The following is a 22,303-nucleotide window of genomic DNA, read 5'->3' as shown; positions in this document are numbered from 1 at the left end:
CGGTCCGATGACTGGCGGTCCGCTGACACCGGGCGATCGGGCGTTCGGCGTGCTGGTCGTGGACGACGACTTCATGGTCGCCGACATCCATCGTCGCGTCGTCGACAAGACACCGGGCTTCCGCGCGCTGGGAGTGGCGCGAACCGGTGCCGAGGCGCTGACCGCCGTGCGCGACCTACACCCCGATCTGGTCCTGCTCGACGTGTACCTGCCCGACCTCACTGGGCTCGAGGTGCTCAGACGACTTCGCGCCGCGGGCAATTCGGTGGGCGTCATCATGATCACTGCGGCCCGCGAACTCGACACGGTCAGCGCGGCGTTACACGGCGGGGCGGCGGACTACCTGATCAAACCGTTCGAATTCGCAGCGCTGCAGGAGAAATTGGCGGCGTTCGCCGCGCGGGTGAGCGCGCTGGAGGCAGGCAGCGCGGATCAGTCCCTGGTGGACAGCTTGTTTGGATCCACCCCCGCGGCACCGGCGCACGAGCCGCAAAAACCGCTGCCGAAGGGGCTGAGCGCCGAAACGGGCAAGGTGGTCCTCGCGGCGGTCGGCGAGCACGGCGAACTCTCGGCGACCGAGTGCGCCGACCTGGTCGGCGTGTCCCGCGTCAGCGCACGACGGTATCTGGAGTACTACCTCGAGCAGGGCGAATTGGCGATCCGGCTGCAGTACGGGCGGGCCGGACGCCCCGAGCGGCGCTACCGGACTGCCGCCCGCTGATCTCCATCAACTGCCCCGCTCCGGATGTAGCCGATGCAAACCTGATCCCGCGCTCGCGTCGGGTCAGACCGATTCCGCTTCGCCTGTGACACCAGGCTTTTCGCCGAGGTGGTCGGCAACAAGCCCCTCGATCGTCGACTGCATCGACGCGTGCAGCGTCGCCGTGACCGCGGCCGTTGCCAACGACCGGAAATGCACCAGGGTGACGATCAACTCCGCGAAGTCGGCATCGTCGACCTGAGCGTGCGCGGCGACAACGGGTTTCACCAGATCGTCGGCGGCGTGGACCAGGGTCGCGCCGAGTTCGTCGACGGCGGGCGCCACCCGGTCGGCAACGTCGAGCACCACGTCCATCCCGACGCCGGCCCGGTGCATCGCAAGCAGCGCATCCATCAGATCGGGTCGCAGCACCGTCACCGTGTCGCCCGAACGATCGAGCACCTTCATCGCGACCAACCGTTCGACGTCGATGTCGCCGACACCGCGCTGAGACAGTTCCGCCGACGAGGTGACCTGCGACTCCGATGCCGACCATGTCGCCGTCAGCGTGGATTCGATGCCGAGAATGTCACCGAGTTGTTTGCCCGCCGCCCAGGCCGTGAGCAGCTCATCGATATGCGCGATGGAGTACCCACGGTCGAGCATCGACGCGATCAGCTTCAGCCGGGACAGGTGCGTGTCGTTGTACAGCGTCACGCGACCGACCCGGCGGGGCGGCGGCAACAGGCCACGCTCCCGGTAGGCCCGGACGTTGCGGGTCGTCATCCCGGCCTGCCGGGCGAGGTCGTCGATCCGGTACTCCGCGGTGGCGTCCCCGCGCGGGGTCCGGGTCTGGCGTAGGGCGGCGTCGATGAGCTGTGTGACCGCGACCTCGAGCTCGCGCGACTGCCTGCCGAGGCGGCGGGGCCCGCGCCGCAGCGACGCGAGGATGCCGGTCACCAGATTGCCACCGTGTCCCGACGATTGTCGCTGCATGGGGTCCCCCTCGCTCTTGCCGGTCCAAGTATGCGGGACGAGCAGTCGTATGGCCAGGTTGAACCCCAGTCACAACTGTGCCATTGACAACTGGCAGCTTTGGTGATGGTGTTGTCAGTGTGACGACGACCTCGTTCGGATCACTCGCGGTCGCGACCGGTGCCGGTTGATGCTGCTCCCGCTGGAGGAGGCCCGGCAGACGCCGTCACAGTCCTCGAATCCCAGCCACCGCTGCCGAGTTCGCCCCCACCGAGATCGGAGTCCGACGATGCCCATCGTGCTCGAAGACATGCTGGCCACGATCAAGGAACGCCAGTGGGCGCTGGCCGATATCGATTGGGCGGCGCCCGGTGCCGAACTGATCACCGAGGAGCAGAAGCCGAAGCTGAAGGCGTTCATGGCCGATCTGGTGTGGATCGAGAACATCGGCGCCCGCGGGTTCGCGGCCATGGCGAAGAAGGCGCCCGACCCCACCCTCGCCGAGATCTTCCGGTATTTCCATGCCGAGGAGCAGAAGCATGCGAATGCCGAACTGGCGCTGATGCACCGGTGGGACATGCTCGCCGACGACGAGGTGCCGGAGCCGAACGTCAACATCCGGTTGGCGATCGAATGGCTCGACACCTTCGCCGACCGGATGTCACTGTCGGTGCTCGGCACCGTCATTCCCATGCTCGAGGTCGCGCTCGACGGCGCTTTGCTGAAGTTCCTCCTCGAAGAGGTGCATGACCCCGTCTGCCATGCCGCGTTCCGCAAGATCAACGCCGACGAGTCACGCCATATCGCCGTGGACTTCCATGTGCTCGATCTGTTGGGCCAGGCCAGGTTGCGGAGCCTGCTCATCCAGACCGCGGGCACTTTTGTCTCGCCCGGTCTGTTGATCGGCGCGCTGATGTATGTGCCGCTGCTGAACAAGGTGCGCGACAACATCGTCGACATGGGGCTGAGCGAAGACCGCCTCTACGAGGCGATGAAACGCTTCAAGCGCAACGGCGAACGCGGGCAAGGGACCCGGATCCTGACCTATCAGGTGCTCAAGCTGCACGCGGGCTGGGTAATCGACCGCGGACATCCGTACCATCTGTTCGCCGATGCCATGGTTCGCCTGACCGACCACTACCCGCAACGGCTGCTCCGACCGCAACCGAGCTGGTCGAAGGAACTTACCTACGAGGCGGTCGCGTGAACGAGCCGGTCTCGACGGTCATCATCGGCGCGGGCTTTGCCGGTATCGGCGCAGCGATTCGGTTGCAGCAGAGTGGAATCGATGATTTCGTCATTCTCGAGCGCGCGGACCGGGCGGGCGGCACCTGGCGCGACAACACCTATCCCGGTGCGGCTTGCGACATACCCTCTCGGTTGTACTCGTATTCGTTCGCCCCTAATCCGGACTGGCCGCATACCTATTCGGGTAGCGCCGACATCCTCGCCTATATCGAATCGATGATCGGCGCACATGACCTGCACCGGCGAATCAGATTCGGCCACAATGTCAGCGGATTGTGTTACGACGAGCTCGCCGGGGCATGGGAGGTGAGTCTCGCAGACCGCGCGCCGCTCTACGCACGCACCGTCGTGCTCGCCTCGGGGCCGCTCTCGACCCCCGGCTTTCCCGCGATCGAGGGTATCGAGACCTACACCGGCAAGCGCATGCACTCCGCCGAGTGGGATCACGGCTACGACTTCGCCGGGAAGCGGATCGCAGTGATCGGCACCGGGGCCAGCGCCGTGCAGATCATTCCCGAATTGGTGCGCACCGCAGGCCATGTCACCGTGTACCAACGCACGCCGGGTTGGGTTCTCCCGCGACTGAACCGCCGGATCTCGCCGCCGATGAAGCACCTGTACCGGGCCGTGCCCGGCGCCCAATCGGTCGCTCGCGCCGGCTGGTATTTCGGCCACGAATCGATCGCGCTCGGCGTGGTGTGGAATACGCCGCTCACCCGCCTTGTCGAGAAAGTCGCCAAAGCGCATCTGCGCAACCAAGTCCGCGATCCGTGGCAACGCCGCCAGCTCACCCCCGATTACCGCGCCGGCTGCAAACGATTGCTGATGACCAACGATTACTACCCGGCGTTGCAACGCGACAACTGCCGGCTGGTCACCTGGCCCATCGCCCGGATCTGCGAGAACGGGATCCGCACCGCCGAAGGTGTGGAACGCCGATTCGACGCGATCGTGTTCGCCACCGGTTTCGAGGTGTCCAAGCAGGGCACGCCGATTCCGGTCACCGGGCGGCGCGGTCGGAACCTGGCCGCGGAATGGTCGCACGGCGCGTACGCCTACAAGAGCTTCGCGGTGTCCGGGTATCCGAACCTGTACTTCACGTTCGGACCCAACTCCGGCCCGGGCCACAATTCCGCGCTGGTCTACATGGAGGCACAGATCGACGCGATCGTCACCGCGATCTCACTGATCCTCGATCGCGATCTGCATTCGCTCGACGTGTTCGAGCCCGCCCAGCGCACGTTCAACGAGCGACTGCAGCGACGCCTGCGGGACACGACCTGGAACTCCGGTTGCCGGAGTTGGTATCTCACCGAGGACGGCTTCAACGCCACGATGTTCCCCGGCTTTGCCAGCCAGTACATCGCGCAGATGCGCGGGATCGACTTCACTCGCGATTTCCGCGCGATCGCCCGCGGCTCCGATGAGCAGAAATCCCGCAGTCGCGATGCCGGGCCTAGCCGACGAGTGGTGCCAGCGCCTTGCCCGCCAATTCCACGATCCCCGGCTCGTGCCCGTTAGCGATCATGTTGATGATCAGTCCGTCGATACCCTGATCGAGTACGCGCTCCTGCAGTTGCTGCGCCACCTCTTCGGGTGAACCGACGAACGTCCGAGTCAGGCGGGGATCGAGCTTGGCCCGCTCGTCGGCGGTCAATTTGTCGACATCGACGCCGCGGGCGCGCAGGCCGTCGAGCTGAATCCGGCGTGCACGGTCACCGTCCTCATCAACGATCACCGACGCCAGATAGCTCGTCTCGATGCGCTCGCGCCCTGCCTCGGCGAGTCGCTGATCGAGGGCGGCGCGCTTGCGGGGAATTTCGTCGGGCCCGCAGATGATGTTGAGGTGCTCGGCATAGCGCGCCGCGAGCGCGAACGTTTTCTTCTCGCCGCTGCCACCGATCAGGATCGGCAGATCGTCGCGGATGCGCGGCTCGTTCATCGCGTTCTCGGTGCGGTACCACTTGCCCGAGAGGGTGGGCCGTTGCCCGCGCAGCATCGGATCGATGATCTGCAACGCCTCGTCGAGCTTCTCGAAGCGGTCGGTGAAGGTGCCGAACTCGTAGCCGAGCTGATTGTGCTCGAGCTCGAACCAGCCCGCACCGATGCCGAGGACGGCCCGCCCGCCGCTGACGACATCCAGCGTGGTGACGGTCTTGGCCAGCATTGCCGGGTTTCGGTAGGTGTTGCCGGTGACCAGCGCCGAGAGCTGGATGCGCTCGGTCGCGGTCGCGATCCCGGACAGCGCCGAGTACGCCTCCAGCATCGGTTCGTCGGGCGTGCCGATACCGGGCAGCTGGTAGAAGTGGTCCATCACGAAAACCGCGTCGAACCCTGCAGATTCGGCCTCGCGGGCCTGCGCAATCACCGTCGGGAACAACTCCGCGACCGGGGTGCCGTAGTTGAAGTTCGGGATCTGGTATCCGAGTCGAATGCTCACGTAGATCGACCGTACTCCGCGAAAGCTCGGCATGAATGGAAGATCCGGTGCGTCAGGCGGAGTGAATGGAATCGTTCACTCCGCTCAACGCAACGAACGGCACATTCACTCCATCGACAGCGTCAGTACACCCGCCCGCGCAAAACGACCAGATCCGGCGTGGACAACACCTCGGGTCCGGTGCGCGGATCCTCCTGGTAAAACAGCAGATCCGCGGGCGCGCGATGCTCGATGCCCGGTCGGCGCAGCCAGCTGCGTGCGGTCCAGCTCGCGGCACCGAGCGCCTCGGTCGGCGACAGGCCGGCGGTGGCGAGCGCGGCGACCTCGTCGGCGATGCGGCCGTGCACGATCGATCCGCCGGCATCGGTGCCGGCGAAGATCGGTACCCCGGCGTCGTGCGCGTTCGCCACCGTCCGCTTCACCCCCGCATGCAGATCGAGCATGTGCCGCTGATACGCCGGGTATTTGCTTGCGCCGGCCGCGATACCGGGGAACGTTTCGATATTGATCAGCGTCGGCACGAGCGCAGTACCGTGCCGAACCATCAGCTCGACAGTCTCGTCGGTCAGTCCCGTGCCGTGCTCGATGCAATCGATGCCCGCCTCGATCAAGCCCGGCAACGCTTCCTCCCCGAAAACATGCGCGGTCACCCGCGCACCGTGCGCATGTGCGGCGTCGATCGCCTGCTTCAGCACGTCGTCGCTCCACAGCGGCGCGAGGTCACCCACCGACCGGTCGATCCAGTCCCCCACGAGCTTCACCCAGCCGTCGCCGAATTCTGCTTGCTCGGCAACGATTTCCGGCAGGGTCCGCTCGTCGTCGAGCTCGATGCCCAGCTCACGGATGTATCGCTTGGGCCGGGCGATGTGCCGGCCGGCCCGGATGATCTTCGGCAGGTCCTCGCGGTCGTCGATGAACCGGGTGTCGATCGGCGAGCCCGCGTCACGCAGTAACAACGCCCCGACCTCGCGCTCGGTCTCGGCCTGCCCGACCGCCCCGGCCGCAGTTTCGTGTCCCCCGCCGTAGGTGATCCCGACATGGCAGTGCGCATCAACCAGGCCCGGCACGATCCAGCCGGAATCGCGAATCGTGGTCGCCGACGCGACGGGCTCGAACGAGATCAGTCCGTCGTGGATCCAGAGTTCGAGCGGCTCCTCGTCCGGCAGTCCGATGCCGCGCAGATGCAGTGACTCCACCACACCAACGCTAGTGCCGGGCGGCTACTTCTCGGGTCGTTTGAACTTCGACAGATCGAAGCCCTCGAGACCCGGCGGCAACTCGTTGAGCCCCGGGGGCATCTTCGACAGATCGGGCATACCGGCCGGCATCCCGCCCATCCCGGCGGGCATCCCCGGCATTCCGGGCATTCCGCCGCGCACCTTCGGCGGCGTCGGACCGCGTCCGCCCTTCTTGCCCTTCTTGCCCTTCTTCGAGCGCTGCTGCCCCCGCTTGGAACCGGGGAAGCCCATCTGTCGGCTCATCGACGCCATCATCTTGCGCGCCTCGAAGAACCGGTCGACGAGCTGATTCACCTCGGACACCTTGACACCCGAGCCATTGGCGATGCGCAGCCGGCGGGACGCGTTGATGATCTTCGGGTTATCGCGTTCGGCCGGCGTCATGCCGCGGATGATGGCCTGGACTCGGTCGAGCTGCTTGTCGTCGACCTGCGCGAGCGCGTCCTTCATCTGGCCCGCACCGGGCAGCATCCCGAGCAGATTGCCGATCGGACCCATCTTCCGGATCGCCATCATCTGCTCGAGGAAGTCCTCGAGCGTCAGCTCGCCCGAGCTGATCTTGGCTGCGGCTGCCTGCGCCTGCTGCTCGTCGTAGACCTGCTCGGCCTGCTCGATCAGCGTCAGCACATCGCCCATGCCGAGGATCCGGCTCGCCATCCGGTCCGGGTGGAAGACGTCGAAGTCCTCGAGCTTCTCACCGCTGGAGGCGAACATGATCGGCTGCCCGGTGACCTCGCGGACCGAAAGTGCGGCACCACCACGGGCATCGCCGTCGAGCTTGGTGAGTACCACGCCGGTGAATCCGACACCGTCACGGAAGGCCTCCGCGGTGCTGACCGCGTCCTGACCGATCATCGCGTCGAGCACGAACAGTGTCTCGTCCGGTTCCACCGCGTCACGGATGCCCGCGGCTTGGCGCATCAGCTCCTCGTCGATGCCGAGACGACCGGCAGTATCGACGATGACCACGTCGTAGTGCTTCGACCGCGCCTCGGCGACACCGGCCCGCGCGACCTCGATCGGATCGGCTGCGGTGACGCCGAGCGCGTTCTCGCCACCGCCGATGGAGGTGCCGGGATGCGGCGCGAAAACGGCTGATTCTGCTCGCTCACCGACGATCTGCAGCTGGCTGACCGCGCCCGGGCGCTGCAGGTCGCAGGCCACGAGCAGCGGCGTGTGACCCTGGTTCTTGAACCAGCGCGCCAGCTTGCCCGCCAGCGTGGTCTTACCGGAACCCTGCAGGCCGGCAAGCATGATCACCGTCGGCGGGGTCTTCGCCAGGCTGACTCGGCGGGTCTCACCGCCGAGGATGCCGACGAGTTCCTCGTTGACGATCTTGACGACCTGCTGCGCCGGGTTGAGCGCGCCGGAGACCTCCGCGCCCTTGGCGCGCTCCTTGATGCGCGCGATGAAGCTGCGCACCACGGGCAGCGCGACATCGGCCTCGAGCAGCGCGAGCCGGATCTCGCGGCAGGTCGCGTCGATGTCCGCTGGCGACAGTCGACCCTTGCCACGCAGATCCTTGAGGGCACCGGTCAACCGGTCGGAAAGGGATTCGAACACCGATCGCGCTCCTGAGCTCGTTATGTACGCACGTCGCTACCAGGGTAATGGCATCGTCGTGCAGCCATCGCGCGAGCACCGATCAGGCACTGTCCGGCGGCGCCTTCGGGGCGGTGTGCGGCAGTACTTCGAGTACCGCTGCTTCGACGCGAGCACGCCCGGCAGCGCTGTCGCCGCTGTCGATCCGCAGCCCGAACGAGTCGATCACCGCGGACCCGAGGGTGACCACCTTGGCCCAGCGCACATCCGCGCCGACTCGTTCGAGGGCGGCGGCGACCCGGCTGAGCAGGCCCAACCGGTCCTCGGCACGCACCTCGAGCAGTACTTCGCCGGGCTGCGTGCCCTCGAACCAGATCAGCTTCGGCGGAGCCTGCGAGTAGGTGATCGGCATGCCCTTCTCGCCGGTCGACTCGGGCCGCAACGCAGCGAGATCGCGCTCCTTCTTGACCAGCGCCTTCTCCAGGTTCAGCTGCCCGGCCGTCGCGCGGATGATGTCCTGGCGCAACAGTCCGACATCCGGCGGCGAACCGAAGCGCGGCGACACCAGGAACGAGTTCACCGCGAACCCGCGCTCACTGCGCACCGACGCGGACAGCACCCGCAGCGAATGCAATGCGAGCACCCCGGCGGCATCGGACAGCACGCCTGCCCCATCCGGCGCGACGACGGTGACGCGATGGGTGTGCTGCCCGTCGGCCGTCAGTTCGACGTGCACTTCACCGTCGGCGGCCAGCTTCAGCAACGCCGGATCGACCGGATCCGGTTCGGGCAGCGAGTCCCCGGCCATCAGCAACCGGCAGCGGCGCACCAGTTCACCGATCAGCGACGACTTCCACTCGCCCCACACCCCTGGCCCGGTGGCGAGCGAGTCCGCCTCGGACAGCGCGTGCAGCAGTTCGAGCAGCACATAGTCCCCGCCGAGCACATCGACGACACGCTGCACGGTGGCCGGGTCGTCGAGGTCACGCTTGGTCGCAGTCTCGGGTAACAGCAGGTGGTAGCGGACGATCGCGGACAGCAGCGCGACATCCGTGGGCCACAATCCGAGCCGATTGCCGATTTGGGTGGCAAGGTCGGCGCCGACGACCGAATGGTCTCCGCCCCTGCCCTTACCGATGTCGTGCAGCAACGCCCCGAGCATCAGCATGTCGGGCCGGGCAACCCGGGTGGTGAGCGTGCTGGCGTTCGCGACCGTTTCCACGATGTGCCGGTCGACCGTCCACGTGTGCACCGCATCGCGCGGGGGGAGGTCACGGACCGCGCCCCACTCCGGGATCAACCGTCCCCACAGCCCGGTCCGGTCCAGCGCCTCGACGGCCGCCACGAGTCCACGCCCCGAGCCGAGCATGACGAGTAGATCGTTGACCGCTTCCTTCGGCCACGGCTCACGCAGTTCCGGCGCAGCCTCGGAAAGCCTGTTCAACGTCATGGCCGACATCGGCAGCGCGGTCTGCGCGGCCACCGCGGCCACCCGGACGATCAGGCCCGGGTCCCGGCTTGGGCGAGCGTCCCGGGCAAGCACCACCTCACCGGCGTGTTCGACGACACCTTCATCGAGCGGCCGGCGCACCGGAACCCGGCGCAGCCTCGACAGCCCCCGCCTCGGCAGCGAATTGGCGGCGGTCCGCAGCCCCACGTCTACCGAATAGCCGACGGTGCGGGCCGCGTCCGATAGGGTCCGCGCCAGATCGAACCGGTCACCGATCCGCAGCGCCGCGCCGATCTCGTCGGCGTCCTGGGCGCGCAACTGGTCGCGCGCACGTCCGGCGACCCGGTGGAGTTCGGTGCGCACGTCGAGCAGGCTGCGGTGCGCGTGCTCCAGACCGCCGCCGGGCACGTCCGGCCCCAGACCGGGTACGGCGTCGGTGAGCTGAGCGATCGCGAGCGCGTCGAGCAACTGCACATCGCGCAATCCGCCGCGCCCGTTCTTCAAATCCGGTTCGGCCCGATGGGCGACTTCGCCGCTGCGCTTCCAGCGCGCCGTCGTCTGCACGACGAGGTCGTCGAAGCGGCCGCGGATCCCGGCCCGCCACTGCCGCCGAATCCCGCTGATGAGCAGGTTGGACAGCTCTTCGTCGCCGACGATGTGTCGCGCGTCGAGCATGCCCATTGCGGCCGGAATGTCGTTCGAGGCCACTTGCAGCGCCTGCGGCACCGTCCGGACGCTGTGGTCGAGCTTCACGTGTGCATCCCAGAGCGGGTACCAGATCGCGTCGGCGGTCGCACCTAGTTGCTTGGCGGGTACGTTGTCGTGCAACAGGATCAGATCGAGATCCGAGTACGGCAGCATCTCGCGACGGCCGAGCCCACCGACCGCGACGATCGCCAGGCCGCTGTCGGGTTTGATCCCGACTTCCGAGCCCTTCGTGTTCAGCCAGAACTCGTACAGGTCGACGAGTGCCTGGCGCAAGGTTGGGGCGTCGAGCCGGCGGTTGCGTGCTCCGCCATCATCGAGTAGCTGGGCGACAGCGCGGACCAGATCGTCCGCGGCCGCGGGCGCGGGGGCACTCTGCGGTCCCTGCGACACGGGCGAACGGGACAACCCCGCCCCCGCCGGCTTTCCGGCGGAGGCGGGGCCGTTCGTCTGCGACCCGGTGGGGTCCGTTGGCCTCGCCCCCGTGGGGTCAGAGGGCATCCGTGCCGCGTTCGCCGGTACGGACCCGGACGACCGATTCGACCGGGGTGATCCAGACCTTGCCGTCGCCGATCTTGCCGGTGCGGGCCGCTTCCACGATCGTGTCCACCACCTTGTCCACGGCGCCATCGTCGACTACCACTTCGACGCGGACCTTGGGGACGAAGTCCACCGAGTACTCCGCACCGCGGTACACCTCGGTATGGCCCTTCTGGCGCCCGTAGCCCTGGACCTCGCTGACCGTCATGCCGAGTACGCCGGCCTGTTCGAGCCCGGTCTTGACGTCCTCGAGCGTGAAGGGCTTCACGATTGCAGTGATCAGCTTCATTTGGGTCATGCCTCCTTGCCGGTGGAGCGGCTGAGAACAGAGCTGCCGCCAAGTGCAACGAAATCGTATGCGGTTTCCGCGTGCTCGGACTCATCCAGGCCGGTCGATTCATTCTCCGGCGTGGCACGAAGGCCGAGGGTGTACTTGACGATCAACGCGACGATCGTCGTGCCCACGGCCGAATAGAGCAGCACGGCACCCGCACCGACAGCCTGCCGCCACAACTGGTCGAGTCCGCCGCCGTAGAAGAGCCCGTCGACACCGGCCGGGGCCTCCTGGGTCGCGACGAGTCCGATAAGCAGCGTGCCGACGAGGCCGCCGACGAGGTGCACGCCGACCACGTCGAGCGAGTCGTCGAAGCCGAAGCGGAACTTCAGCCCGACGGCCAGGGCGCACAGCACACCGGCGACCACACCGATGATCACCGCACCGAGCGCGTTCACCGACGAGCAGGACGGGGTGATCGCGACCAGACCGGCGACGACGCCCGACGCCGCGCCGAGCGAGGTGCCCTTACCATCGCGGATCCGCTCCGTGACGAGCCAGGCGAGCATGGCCGCGGCCGTGGCGATCGTCGTGGTGAGGAAGGTTGCGCCCGCGATGCCGTTGGCACCGACCGCGGAGCCGGCATTGAAGCCGTACCAGCCGAACCACAGCAGCGCGGCACCGAGCATCACGAATGGCAGGTTGTGCGGCCGGAATGCGGTCTGCGGCCAGCCGGCGCGCTTGCCGAGGATGATCGCGAGGACCAGACCGGCCACGCCGGCATTGATATGCACGGCAGTACCACCGGCGAAGTCGATCGCCTTGAGATCGTTGGCGATCCAGCCGCCGTACTCAGCGGTGAAACCGTCGAACGCGAACACCCAGTGCGCGACCGGGAAATACACGACCGTCGCCCACAGGCCGGCGAACAGGAGCCAAGAGCCGAACTTCAGGCGGTCCGCGACCGCGCCCGAGATCAGGGCGACCGTGATGATGGCGAACATCAGCTGGAAGGCCACGAAAACCGTCAGCGGAATGGTGCCCGCAAGCGGGATCGACGGATCGGAGATCGGGTCGGTGCTGGCAAGGTAGCTGCCACCGAACACGCTCTTGAGCCCGAAGTACTGCATCGGGTCACCGATCACGCCGCCCTTGTCGTCGCCGAACGCGACGGAGAATCCGTACAGCGCCCAGAGCACGGTCACGACGCCCATCGAGCCGATACTCATCATGATCATGTTCAGCACGTTCTTCGACCGCACCATGCCGCCGTAGAAAAACGCGAGCCCCGGGGTCATGAGCAACACGAGCGCCGAGCTCGTCAGCATCCATGCTGTGTCACCGGCGTCGGGTGCGCCTAGTAAGGGGAACGAATCCACCTGCTGCCTCCTCGTTATCAGCCCAGCCGATTGCGGCTGAAGACCTGCAGAGAAGGGTGCTCACTCGGTGTTTCATCCATGACGCCAACGTGTTTCACGAATGTGAACGCATTGGCACAATGTGTTTCGGGTGGATTTCGTCGCGGGATTATGCACGCCACCGGAGGCAATCGCTGGTCACGCGACCGATTCGGCGTCGCGGTAACCGGCCAGCATCATGGTCGCAACCGCGCCGAGCGCTTCGGTCCAGGCCGCACTCATCGCCGGAGTCCACTCCGGGCCGCCGCGCTCCTGCATCGTCGCGATCATACATTCCGCGACCGCAGCGTACATCGGCGCAGTGACCCCGAGTCCCTCGTGGCGCGCGCCGAGCGCGTGCAGGGTCGATTCGAGCCACTGCGCATCGTCGAGATGCTCGATCACCGCGATCACCGCCTGGCGCAGCATCGCGGCCTGCGGGCGCACGTCGGCCGAAAACATGGGCTGCACCTGCGGATAGCGGGTGAACAGCACGTCGTAGAAGCGGCGGGTCAGCGCGTCCTCCTCGCCATCGACGAGTACGAGACTGCGTTCGAGCAGGCCTTTGTCCATCAGCACTCCTGTGATCGAAGACGAGCGTTGCGGCGGAATCCGCGCGGGCCGCGGGCTGAGCGGCCCTCGATCAGCCAGTGTCGGCGGGCGACGTTGCAGGGCCGTGACGGTGCCGACAGACACCCGTCAAATCGATCTCACAGGAGCACGGCGTGACTTGTGAGCCGACGAAAGGAGGGCCCCGCCGCGGCGAGACCCTCCCAGCGAACATCCGGCGTCAGTTATTGATGACCGCGCCGAGCGACGGGAACCAGAGTTCCGCCTTGTGGTAGGCGAAGCCATCCTTGTGCGCGTCGTCGACGGGCACCGGCCAGCGGTGCCATGCCGAGCCGTACACACCGGCCACGACGGTGCCCTTACCAATCTGGCCGCTCAGATCGGCCGACCGCAGCGTGGTGTCGAAGATGCTGTCGGTGTGCTCGCTGAGCACGGCAGTCCCCGACTTGCCGGTGGACAGATTCACCCAGAGCACCTCCATCCGCGCGCCGGCCTGGCTGGGCGCGAACACGCCCGGACCGCCGAAGACGCCGAGGCGGAAGCCGCCAATGCCGAGTGCGATGCCCGAGCCGTACACCTGCCCGGAGACGCCGTCCATCCGGCCCTCCTGCGAGTAGGCCGGGATCTGGAAGACCTGGGCGGGCAGGGCGACGTCCTGACGCAGCTCCTGCTTCGGCGCGGTGAGCAATCGGTCCATCGCCGCTTCGGCGGTGGGGTTCCCCGCGGCGGCGGCGCGCAGTTGCTGCGCGGCCTGGTTCCAATCCACGGTCGGCTGCGCCGGTGCTGCGGGCGCCGCGGTGGTGGGGCCGGCGAAGACGGCCATCGAGGCCGCGACGGCCGCGATACCCACACCCAGCCGGCGAACCAACCCCCGCCGGGACTTACTGATCGTGCTGTTCATGCAGGACTCCTGTTCCTCGAAAATTTCGGCTCGAATCGAGCCGTCAATCGGGCAGTCGAATCGGGCAAACCGGACTCGGGTCTCCCCCCGACACGCTACGTCAGTGGCGTCCTCCCCTCCCTTGCCGGCACCGCGGACGGCTCGACAACGAACCCCGCGTCCCACGCGCGGTCGATCATGCGTGCCACATCGATCCGGCGTACGGCGAGCACTTCCGGACTGTCGAAGAGATCGTTGATATAGGCCACCACCTTGTCACCTACCACGGAATTGATATTTCCAACCCAACCGACGATCCGCGACGGCATGCCTTCGGGGTCGACGACGGCCTCGATGTGCTCGCGGCCGATGTCGGCAATCTCGACGAATACCGCGCACGGCGGCACCGGGACGAGCCGGATCCTGGTGTGCACGCGAACCGCGATCCGGTAGCGCGCCGTGGCGCCGGCGACCTGCACGTTGACCCGCAACTGCACCGGAACCGTCACCTCGACGTCCCAATCGCCGTGCGAACTGCGCAACGCCTCGATCTCCCCCGGTTCGCCGACCGCCGACGCGATCCCGATACCGCTCGGACCGACGCGCTCGTCCTTGATCTCGATACCGTCGCCGATGATCTGCGCGATCACGCCGGCGATCCGGTCCGGTGCCGCGGACACACCGAGCACGCGCGCCGCGAAAACCTCCAGAGACAGTTCTTCCACGGGATCCGAAGACACGATCGCTCAGCCGAGCAGCGCGTCGACAAAGGCCTCGGGCTCGAACGGGGCCAAATCGTCGGCGCCCTCACCGAGCCCGACCAGTTTCACCGGCACACCCAACTCGTGCTGCACCTGGAAGACGATGCCGCCCTTCGCGGTGCCGTCGAGCTTGGTCAGCGCGACCCCGGTGATGTCGACGACCTCGGCGAACACCCGCGCCTGTACGAGACCGTTCTGGCCGACGGTGGCATCGAGGACTAGCAGCACTTCGTCGACCGCGGCGCGCTTCTCCACCACGCGCTTCACCTTGCCCAGCTCGTCCATCAGGCCGGTCTTGGTGTGCAAGCGGCCGGCGGTGTCGATCACGACGACATCGACACCGTCCTCGATTCCCCTGGTCACGGCGTCGTACGCGACGGCAGCCGGATCCGCGTTCTCCTTGCCGCGCACCGTGTCCGCACCAACCCGCTCACCCCAGGTCTGCAGCTGATCCGCGGCGGCGGCACGGAACGTGTCGGCGGCGCCGAGCAATACCCGGCGCCCGTCCGCGACGAGCACACGGGCGAGCTTGCCCGTCGTCGTGGTCTTTCCGGTGCCGTTCACGCCCACGACCAGCAGGATCGACGGGTGGTTGTCGTGCGGCAGCGCGCGCACCGACCGGTCGAACTCCGGATGCAGCTGCTCGATCAGTACCTCACGCAGCAGCGCGCGTGCCTGTGCCTCGGTGCGGATGCTGCGGGCGGCCATTTGCTCGCGCAACTGCTCGACGACGGCTGTCGTGATAGGCGTGCCGAGGTCGGCCACCAGCAGGGTGTCCTCGACCTCTTCCCACGAATCCTCGTCGAGGTCGCCGCCGCCGAGCAGACCGAGCAGGCTCTTGCCCATGGCGTTCTGCGAGCGGGACAACCGGCCACGCAGCCGGTCGAGCCTGCCCTCCGTCGGGGCGATCTCCTCCACCGGCGCGGGCGCGACCGGTTCGGGCGCGGGCGGAACCTCGACCGGCGGCGTCTCGACCGGGGCCGTCTCGACAGGGGCCGTTTCCGGGGGGACTTCCGCAGTCGGTGCCGCTGCTTCGGGCTCGGCCGCTACCGGCGCCGGTGTAGCCGGGGTTTGGGCCGGTGGCGCCGTCGGTGTTTCGGCCACCGGAGGTTCGGGCAGCCGCACCTCCGTGATTCCGCGCCGCGGAGCATCCCGCGGCACGGCGGCGTCGTCACCGACACCCGGCTGCCCTTCGGTGTCGGTCCGCTCCCCTGTCGGCGGCGGCGGTGCGGTCGCGGTGCCGCCCTGGGTGAACGAGAAGCCGCTGCCTGCCTGGTATCCGCCCGACCGGTCGGCGATCTCCCCCTTCGGCTTGTCCGGGGCGGTCAGCGAGATCCGCCGGCGGCGGTAGAGCGTTCCGCCCGCCACCAGCGCGACGAGCAGGATGGCCGCGACGACGGCGATGAGGATCCAAACTTGGGCAGTCACACCGCCATCTTTTCATCAGCCATGCGATCCGGGACGCGCCGGTGACCTGGGCACCCCGCAACACCGCAAGTCGCGCGTAGCATCTGCGGCGTGTCGCAGCGCAATGTATTGGGTGGTCCGCTCGAGGAGTGCGGCACCGAGCCGATGACCGGTTTCTATCGCGACGGTTGCTGCACAAGCGGACCGGAGGATGTGGGCAGCCACACCGTGTGCGTGGTGGTCACCGCCGAGTTTCTCGATTACCAGGCGGGCGTCGGCAACGACCTGAGCACGCCGCGTCCCGAATACGGCTTCCCCGGGCTCACACCCGGCGACCGGTGGTGCGTCGTGGCCGCACGCTGGCAGCAGGCGTGTGACGACGGCATCGCCGCGCCCGTCGTGCTGGCAGCCACGCACGAACGCGCGCTCGAGATCGTCTCGCTCGAAGACCTGCACCGCTACGCCGTGGACGTCCCCGACGACATCGGCGGCCTGCTCTGAACGCACCCCCCATCGACTGAACGGAACCGTTCAGTCGATCTGATCGACTGAACGGTTCCGTTCAGTCGATGCGGGGGGTTGCATCACGACGCGGGTGAACCGACCAGGTTCGCGCCACGCATCCGCTGCGAGATGACCGTGGTGATGCCGTCCCCGCGCATGCTCACGCCGTAGAGCGCGTCGGCGACCTCCATCGTCGGCTTCTGGTGAGTGATGACGATCAGCTGCGACCGCTCCCGCAGCTGTTCGAACAGCCCGATCAATCGGCGCAGGTTGGTGTCGTCGAGCGCGGCCTCCACCTCGTCCATGACGTAGAAAGGTGACGGCCTGGCCCGGAAGATCGCGACCAGCAGGGCGACCGCGGTCAGTGACTTCTCGCCGCCGGAGAGCAGCGACAGCCGCTTGATCTTCTTCCCCGGCGGGCGCGCCTCCACCTCGATACCGGTGGTGAGCATGTCCGAGGGGTCGGTGAGCACCAGCCTGCCCTCGCCGCCCGGGAACAGCTTCTCGAAGACGCCGACGAACTCGCGTTCGACATCGGCGTAGGCCTCGGTGAACACCTGCAGGATGCGGGTATCCACCTCCGCGACCACGTCGAGCAGATCCTTGCGCGCGTTCTTGACGTCCTCGAGCTGGGTGGACAGGAAGGTGTAGCGCTCCTCGAGCGCGGCGAACTCCTCGAGCGCGAGCGGGTTCACCTTGCCAAGCGTCGTGAGATCCTTCTGCGCCCGCTTGGCGCGGCGCTCCTGGGTGTCCCGGTCGTACGGCATCGGGGCGGGTGCGACGACCTGCTCGCCGCGGTCACGCGCCTGCTCGTACTCGGCGAGCTCCTGCTGCGACGGTGGTAGCGGCACGGCGGGGCCGTATTCGCTGATCAGGTCATCGAGCCCGATCCCGAACTGCTCGGAGATGGACTCCTCGAGCTGCTCGATGCGCAGCGCCGCCTGCGCCTTGGCCACCTCGTCGCGGTGCACGACGTCGGTGAATGCGGCGAGCTGCGCGCTGAGCAGTCGTGCCCGCTCCTTGGCTTGATCGAGCACCCCGGTCCGCTCGGTGCGCTTGGCCACCAGTTCGTCACGGTGCGCGATGGCCTGCGCGACGACGTCGTCGAGATGCTCTGCAACGCGTTGGCCGGACTCCGCGACCGCCGCTGCCACGGCGGCGGCCTGTTTGCGCGCTAGTTGCGCCCGCTCGGCCCTCGCTCGGGCCGCCCGCTCCGCCCCTGCCGCGCGGCGCAGCGAATCCGCCTTGCCGCGAATCGATTCCGCCCGCTCCTCGGCAGTCCGCACGGCCAGGCGCGCCTCCATCTCCATCGACCGGACTTCGGTCAACGCAGCGGCCGCATCCTCCCGTTCGCGCGCGGTCGATTCGGTCCCGGCGTCGGCTGCGGTGTCGTCGAGGTCGGTCTGCTCCGCCTGCGCGGCGCGGTGCCGGTCCTCGAGTTCGGCCAGTGCGGCGAGCGTCTCCTCGCGACCCGACTCCGCGTCGGCGCGCTGCACCATCAACCGTTCGGCGTCGGTTTGGGCGATCCGCGCGGCCTGACCGAGCCTGCCGAGTTGTTCGTACACCGCGGCCAACGCCCGATCCGACTCGTGCAGTTCGGACAGCGCCTGCTCGGCGGCGGACCTGCGGTCCCGCTGCTCGTCGAGCGCTCCGGACAGGGCCGCGGCGAGTTCCTCCGCACGGCGTTGCGCGGCGTGCAGTCCGGTACGGGCGGTGTCGATTTCGGCCTGCACTTCGAGCTGGCTCGGCGCTCGGTCGGACCCGCCCGCGATCCAACCGGAGCCGGCCAGGTCGCCGTCCCTGGTGACGGCGCGCACCAACGGTTCGCGTTCTGTCACGTCGAGGGCACCGGCCAGATCGGCCACCACCGCGATACCGGCGAGCAGCCCGGAAAGCCCGGCGCGCAACGATTCTGGGCAGTCGACGACGTCGAGCAGCCAGCGCGCACCCGGGGGCAGGTCCGGACGCGATCCGCGCTCCGGCGTCCCCCCGCCGTACACGATCGCGGCGCGTCCGGCGTCGGCGTCTTTGAGCGCCTGTACCGCATCCCGGGCGGCGGCGCGGCCTTGCACCGCGATCGCCTCCGCGGCGGGTCCCATCGCTGCGGCCACGGCCGCCTCGAACCCTGCCTCGACGCCGATCAGACCGGCGAGCGGTCCGAGTATGCCTTCGCCCGAATGGTTTTCGACCAGCCAGCCCGCCCCATCGCGGACGCCGAGGCTCATCGACAAGGCATCGATCCGGGCACCGAGCGAGGCGACCAGCTGCACCGATTCGCGCTCGTGGGCGCGCAATTCCTCCACCCGGGCATCGGCGGATTCCAGTGCGGCCACCGCGTGCTCATGCCGGGTGTCGAGACCGCTCTCGTTGGCATCCAGGTCGCCCAGCTGCTCTTGCACGGTGTCGAATTCCGCCTGGGCGGCGTCGTGCCGTTGCCGGGCGTCGACGATCGCTTGCGTAAGCCTGCCGACTTCGGTGTCCACCGACTGTGCCCTGGTGCGCAGCGTCTCCACCTGACCGGCGAGGCGGGCCAGACCCTCGCGTCGGTCGGCAATCGCACGGACTGCGGCCATGTGTGCGTGCTCCGCTGCGGCCGCCGCGCGCTCCCGCTCGGCCAGTTCGTCCTTCGCCGATTCCAGCGTCGCCGTGGCCGTTTCGACGATCGCGAGCAGTTCGGCTTCCTCGGCCTCGACGCGCTCTGCCTCGGCCTCGAGCTGCTCCGGGTCGCGACCGCCGCCGGAGGTCGGCTCGCTGTCGAGGTGGCGAGCCCGCTCCTTGGCGATTCGCACGGTCGCGTTCACCCGTTCGGCGAGCGCCGAGAGCTGGAACCACGTCTGCCCGGCGGCTTCGGCACTGGGGGTGAGCCGGGCGAGTTCGCGCTCCTGTTCGGCGAGCAGCGCCTCCGCCTCTTCGAGTTCACGTTGCGTGACCAACTGCTGTTCGCGGGCGAGATTTTCTTGTTCCTGGGTGCCGGCCAGTTCGGTCCGGCGGGTGACGAGGTCGTCGGCGGCCAGTCGCAACCGTGCGTCGCGCAGGTCGGCCTGCACGGTCTGCGCTCGGCGGGCCACCTCGGCTTGGCGGCCGAGGGGCTTGAGTTGGCGGCGTAATTCCGCGGTGAGGTCGGTGAGACGTGCGAGGTTGGCCTGCATCGCGTCGAGCTTGCGAAGCGCCTTTTCCTTGCGCTTGCGGTGCTTGAGCACACCGGCGGCCTCCTCGATGAAGGCCCGGCGGTCCTCGGGGCGCGACTCCAGGATCGCCGAAAGCTGGCCCTGTCCGACGATGACGTGCATTTCCCGGCCGATGCCGGAGTCGCTGAGCAGTTCCTGCACGTCCATCAGGCGGCAGGAGTTGCCGTTGATCTCGTACTCGCCCGCGCCGTCGCGGAACATCCGGCGGGTGATCGAGACCTCCGAGTACTCGATCGGCAGCGCACCGTCGGAGTTATCGATGGTCAGGGTGACCTCTGCCCTGCCGAGCGGTGGCCGGCCCGGGGTGCCGGCGAAGATGACATCCTCCATCTTGCCGCCGCGCAGCGCCTTCGCGCCCTGCTCGCCCATTACCCAGGTCAGCGCGTCGACCACATTCGACTTGCCGGAGCCGTTCGGGCCCACGACGCAGGTGATTCCTGGCTCGAACCGTAATGTCGTTGCCGATGCGAAGGACTTGAAGCCCTTGAGAGTCAGGCTTTTCAGGTGCATATTGCGACCGGAGGAAGTGCCATAGTGCCGTCAGATTACCGGCTGGTCGCAGGCACATCGCCGTGGCGCGGCGGCGCAGCGGTCATTGGCGACGTCAGCGTTCTTCGAAACCCGTGTATTGCCCGGTGGGTTCGCCCCAATCCTCGACCACGAGATCGACCTGCCCCGGCGTGTCGCCGGACCGCAACAGCGCGAGCAGCCGCTCGCACTTCTCCCGCGGTCCCTCGGCGACCACCTGCACGCGACCGTCGCTGGTATTCCTGGCATACCCGGTCAGCCCGAACTCGAGCGCCCGCGACCGGGTCCACCAGCGAAACCCCACCCCCTGCACGTATCCGTGCACCCAGGCGGTGACGCGCGCGTCCGACGACATGGGGGTTGAGCCTACCGGCGGAATTGCCCGAAACTAGCCTTGCCGCATGTCAACCGGTGGCAAGCTGCGCGCGGGCGCGCTCTCGTTCGGTTCCAGCGTTGTCATCGGCGTCGCGTCGGCGGGACCGGCCTACAGCATCACGGCAACCCTCGGGCTGATCGTCGCCGCCGTCGGGCTGCAGACGCCGATCATCGTGCTGATCGCCTTCGTTCCGATGCTGCTCGTGGCGATCGGCTACCGCGAACTCAATGCCGCCGATCCCGATGCGGGCACCACCTTCGTGTGGGCCACTCGCGCCTTCGGCCCGTTCCTCGGCTGGATGTCCGGCTGGGCGATCGTGGTCGCGGACCTGCTGGTGATGGCCAGCCTGGCCCAGGTCAGCGCGCAGTACACCTTCCTGTTGTTCGGCGCCGACGGGATCGGCGGCGATCCCTCGAATCCGTGGGTGCTCTCCCTCGGCGTCGCCTACATCGTCGCGATGACCTGGATCGCGGTGCGCGGCATCGACATCTCGGCCCGGCTGCAGCGGCTGCTGTTGTCCATCGAGGTGCTGATGCTGGTTGCGTTCGCGGCCATTGCGCTGGTCCGGGTTGCGCTCGGCGATGCCGGCGATCAGGCGATCACTCCGGACTGGAGTTGGTTCAACCCGTTCGCGATCGACTCGTTCTCCACATTCGTGAACGCGACGCTGCTGATGGTGTTCATCTACTGGGGCTGGGATTCGGTGGTCTCGGTCAACGAGGAGACCGTCGATCCGCGGCACACGCCCGGTCGTTCGGCGGTGGTGTCCACGATCGCGCTGGTGGCGCTGTACATCGTGGTGACCATGGCCGCGCAGGCGTTCGCCGGTGTCGGCACCGAGGGCATCGGACTGGCGAACCCCGAGCATGTCGACGATGTGCTCGGCGCGCTGGGCGCGGCGGTGTTCGGGTCGGGCCCGGTTGGCGAGGTGCTGGTCAACCTACTGATCGTGATGGTGCTGACCTCGGCGGCGGCGAGCACCCAGACCACGATCCTGCCGACGTCGCGGACCACCTTCTCCATGGCGGTGCACGGGGCACTGCCCGCGGTGTTCGGCCGGGTGCATCCGCGTTGGCGCACCCCGACCGTATCGACCATCGTGTTCGGCGCGCTGTCGGTCGCGCTCTACGTGCTGCTCGATGTCACGTCCGGGGGCCTGCTGGTCATCGACGCGGTCTCGGCGATCGGTATTTCGGTCGGCTTCTACTACGCGCTGACCGGGCTGGCGTGCGTATGGCTGTATCGCCGCGAGCTGCGCACCAATGCCCGCGTCGCACTGGTCCGCGGCGTGCTGCCCGGGCTCGGCGGGGCGATGCTCATCTTCGCCACAGTGTGGACGGGAGTGACGTCGTGGGCGGCCGACTTCGGCGAAACCGCTCTGACGCTGCCGTTTACGGACGTGACGATTGACTCGGTATTCCTGCTCGGCGTCGGCGGATTGCTGCTGGGTATCCCGCTGTACCTGCTGACCAAGGAGCGCATGCCCGCGTACTTCCGCGGCGAACGACTAGACCGGGAGTTGCCCGTGCTCGACGAGTCGCGGGCCTGAGCCGGACCGGACCGCACGGAACCGGCTCGGC

General features: G+C 67.8%; 18 protein-coding genes. 5 read left to right on the top strand and 13 right to left on the bottom strand.

The genetic code is table 11. From position 1 onward, the window contains the following. Nucleotides 1–7: 7 nt before the first annotated feature. On the top strand, nucleotides 8–721 hold the full coding sequence (locus tag OG921_RS23720) for a response regulator (RefSeq protein WP_266115016.1): 714 nt from the start codon (nucleotides 8–10) through the stop codon (nucleotides 719–721). A gap of 63 nt (nucleotides 722–784) precedes the next feature. Here OG921_RS23720 and OG921_RS23715 read toward each other — a convergent pair whose 3' ends face one another. Then, entirely contained in the window at nucleotides 785–1,696 is a 912-nt protein-coding gene (locus OG921_RS23715; RefSeq protein WP_266115015.1) for a MerR family transcriptional regulator, read from the bottom strand. Between the two features lie 268 nt (nucleotides 1,697–1,964). Between OG921_RS23715 and OG921_RS23710 the strand changes: the two genes are divergently transcribed. Together OG921_RS23710 and OG921_RS23705 are read left to right on the top strand one after the other, a co-directional pair. Beyond that, nucleotides 1,965–2,882 (top strand): ferritin-like domain-containing protein, encoded by a 918-nt coding sequence (locus OG921_RS23710; RefSeq protein WP_266115014.1) that lies wholly within the window; start codon nucleotides 1,965–1,967, stop codon nucleotides 2,880–2,882. Next, nucleotides 2,879–4,444 carry an NAD(P)/FAD-dependent oxidoreductase gene (locus OG921_RS23705; RefSeq protein WP_266115013.1) on the top strand — a complete coding sequence of 522 codons (1,566 nt, stop codon included), beginning with the start codon at nucleotides 2,879–2,881 and terminating at the stop codon, nucleotides 4,442–4,444. The genes OG921_RS23710 and OG921_RS23705 overlap by 4 nt, the downstream gene beginning before the upstream one ends. Here the strand turns inward: OG921_RS23705 and OG921_RS23700 are convergent. The 10 genes from OG921_RS23700 to ftsY form a co-directional block, all read right to left on the bottom strand. Beyond that, on the bottom strand, nucleotides 4,380–5,363 hold the full coding sequence (locus OG921_RS23700) for an LLM class F420-dependent oxidoreductase (RefSeq protein WP_266115011.1): 984 nt from the start codon (nucleotides 5,361–5,363) through the stop codon (nucleotides 4,380–4,382). The genes OG921_RS23705 and OG921_RS23700 overlap by 65 nt on opposite strands. 122 nt (nucleotides 5,364–5,485) lie before the next feature. Then, entirely contained in the window at nucleotides 5,486–6,559 is a 1,074-nt protein-coding gene (locus tag OG921_RS23695) for an amidohydrolase family protein (protein WP_266115010.1), read from the bottom strand. A gap of 24 nt (nucleotides 6,560–6,583) precedes the next feature. Beyond that, nucleotides 6,584–8,164: a signal recognition particle protein gene (gene ffh, locus OG921_RS23690; RefSeq protein WP_266115008.1), complete on the bottom strand. Its 1,581-nt coding sequence runs from the start codon at nucleotides 8,162–8,164 to the stop codon at nucleotides 6,584–6,586. Nucleotides 8,165–8,246: 82 nt separating this feature from the next. Further along, entirely contained in the window at nucleotides 8,247–10,799 is a 2,553-nt protein-coding gene (locus OG921_RS23685) for a [protein-PII] uridylyltransferase (protein WP_266115007.1), read from the bottom strand. Next, entirely contained in the window at nucleotides 10,789–11,127 is a 339-nt protein-coding gene (locus OG921_RS23680; RefSeq protein ID WP_266115071.1) for a P-II family nitrogen regulator, read from the bottom strand. Before OG921_RS23680 ends, OG921_RS23685 begins: the two co-directional genes overlap by 11 nt. 5 nt (nucleotides 11,128–11,132) lie before the next feature. Beyond that, on the bottom strand, nucleotides 11,133–12,440 hold the full coding sequence (locus OG921_RS23675) for an ammonium transporter (RefSeq protein WP_266115070.1): 1,308 nt from the start codon (nucleotides 12,438–12,440) through the stop codon (nucleotides 11,133–11,135). Between the two features lie 228 nt (nucleotides 12,441–12,668). After that, nucleotides 12,669–13,082, bottom strand: a complete 414-nt coding sequence (locus OG921_RS23670) for a globin domain-containing protein (RefSeq protein WP_266115006.1) — start codon at nucleotides 13,080–13,082, stop codon at nucleotides 12,669–12,671. Nucleotides 13,083–13,299: 217 nt separating this feature from the next. Beyond that, nucleotides 13,300–13,980, bottom strand: coding sequence for a hypothetical protein (locus OG921_RS23665; RefSeq protein ID WP_266115004.1), 681 nt, complete (start codon nucleotides 13,978–13,980; stop codon nucleotides 13,300–13,302). Between the two features lie 95 nt (nucleotides 13,981–14,075). Further along, entirely contained in the window at nucleotides 14,076–14,699 is a 624-nt protein-coding gene (locus OG921_RS23660) for a hypothetical protein (RefSeq protein WP_266115003.1), read from the bottom strand. A 6-nt stretch (nucleotides 14,700–14,705) separates the two neighbouring features. After that, complete coding sequence (gene ftsY, locus OG921_RS23655) at nucleotides 14,706–16,148, bottom strand: signal recognition particle-docking protein FtsY (protein ID WP_266115002.1); 1,443 nt, start codon at nucleotides 16,146–16,148, stop codon at nucleotides 14,706–14,708. Nucleotides 16,149–16,238: 90 nt separating this feature from the next. Between ftsY and OG921_RS23650 the strand changes: the two genes are divergently transcribed. Then, nucleotides 16,239–16,628 carry a DUF2237 family protein gene (locus OG921_RS23650; protein ID WP_266115001.1) on the top strand — a complete coding sequence of 130 codons (390 nt, stop codon included), beginning with the start codon at nucleotides 16,239–16,241 and terminating at the stop codon, nucleotides 16,626–16,628. An 83-nt stretch (nucleotides 16,629–16,711) separates the two neighbouring features. On the opposite strand, the gene smc is transcribed toward OG921_RS23650, so the two are convergent. Both smc and OG921_RS23640 read right to left on the bottom strand, forming a co-directional pair. After that, entirely contained in the window at nucleotides 16,712–20,329 is a 3,618-nt protein-coding gene (smc, locus tag OG921_RS23645; protein ID WP_266115000.1) for a chromosome segregation protein SMC, read from the bottom strand. A 94-nt stretch (nucleotides 20,330–20,423) separates the two neighbouring features. Next, nucleotides 20,424–20,702, bottom strand: coding sequence for an acylphosphatase (locus OG921_RS23640; RefSeq protein ID WP_266114999.1), 279 nt, complete (start codon nucleotides 20,700–20,702; stop codon nucleotides 20,424–20,426). Nucleotides 20,703–20,748: 46 nt separating this feature from the next. Here OG921_RS23640 and OG921_RS23635 point away from each other — a divergent pair, with 46 nt between their 5' ends. Then, nucleotides 20,749–22,272: an APC family permease gene (locus OG921_RS23635; protein ID WP_266114997.1), complete on the top strand. Its 1,524-nt coding sequence runs from the start codon at nucleotides 20,749–20,751 to the stop codon at nucleotides 22,270–22,272. The last annotated feature ends 31 nt before the right edge of the window (nucleotides 22,273–22,303 follow it).

The organism is Aldersonia sp. NBC_00410 (assembly GCF_026342035.1).
Classification (GTDB): domain Bacteria; phylum Actinomycetota; class Actinomycetes; order Mycobacteriales; family Mycobacteriaceae; genus Aldersonia.
This window is presented reverse-complemented; position numbering and strand designations above follow the sequence as displayed.

What these genes read in the sequence shown, in the direction of transcription:
- OG921_RS23710 (WP_266115014.1), top strand. Translation starts at nt 1,965, where the DNA reads ATGCCCATCGTGCTCGAAGACATGCTGGCCACGATCAAGGAACGCCAG.
- OG921_RS23680 (WP_266115071.1), bottom strand. Translation starts at nt 11,127, where the DNA reads ATGAAGCTGATCACTGCAATCGTGAAGCCCTTCACGCTCGAGGACGTC.
- OG921_RS23720 (WP_266115016.1), top strand. Translation starts at nt 8, where the DNA reads ATGACTGGCGGTCCGCTGACACCGGGCGATCGGGCGTTCGGCGTGCTG.
- OG921_RS23640 (WP_266114999.1), bottom strand. Translation starts at nt 20,702, where the DNA reads ATGTCGTCGGACGCGCGCGTCACCGCCTGGGTGCACGGATACGTGCAG.
- OG921_RS23715 (WP_266115015.1), bottom strand. Translation starts at nt 1,696, where the DNA reads ATGCAGCGACAATCGTCGGGACACGGTGGCAATCTGGTGACCGGCATC.
- smc (WP_266115000.1), bottom strand. Translation starts at nt 20,329, where the DNA reads ATGCACCTGAAAAGCCTGACTCTCAAGGGCTTCAAGTCCTTCGCATCG.
- OG921_RS23665 (WP_266115004.1), bottom strand. Translation starts at nt 13,980, where the DNA reads ATGAACAGCACGATCAGTAAGTCCCGGCGGGGGTTGGTTCGCCGGCTG.
- OG921_RS23670 (WP_266115006.1), bottom strand. Translation starts at nt 13,082, where the DNA reads ATGGACAAAGGCCTGCTCGAACGCAGTCTCGTACTCGTCGATGGCGAG.
- OG921_RS23685 (WP_266115007.1), bottom strand. Translation starts at nt 10,799, where the DNA reads ATGCCCTCTGACCCCACGGGGGCGAGGCCAACGGACCCCACCGGGTCG.
- OG921_RS23635 (WP_266114997.1), top strand. Translation starts at nt 20,749, where the DNA reads ATGTCAACCGGTGGCAAGCTGCGCGCGGGCGCGCTCTCGTTCGGTTCC.
- OG921_RS23675 (WP_266115070.1), bottom strand. Translation starts at nt 12,440, where the DNA reads ATGCTGACGAGCTCGGCGCTCGTGTTGCTCATGACCCCGGGGCTCGCG.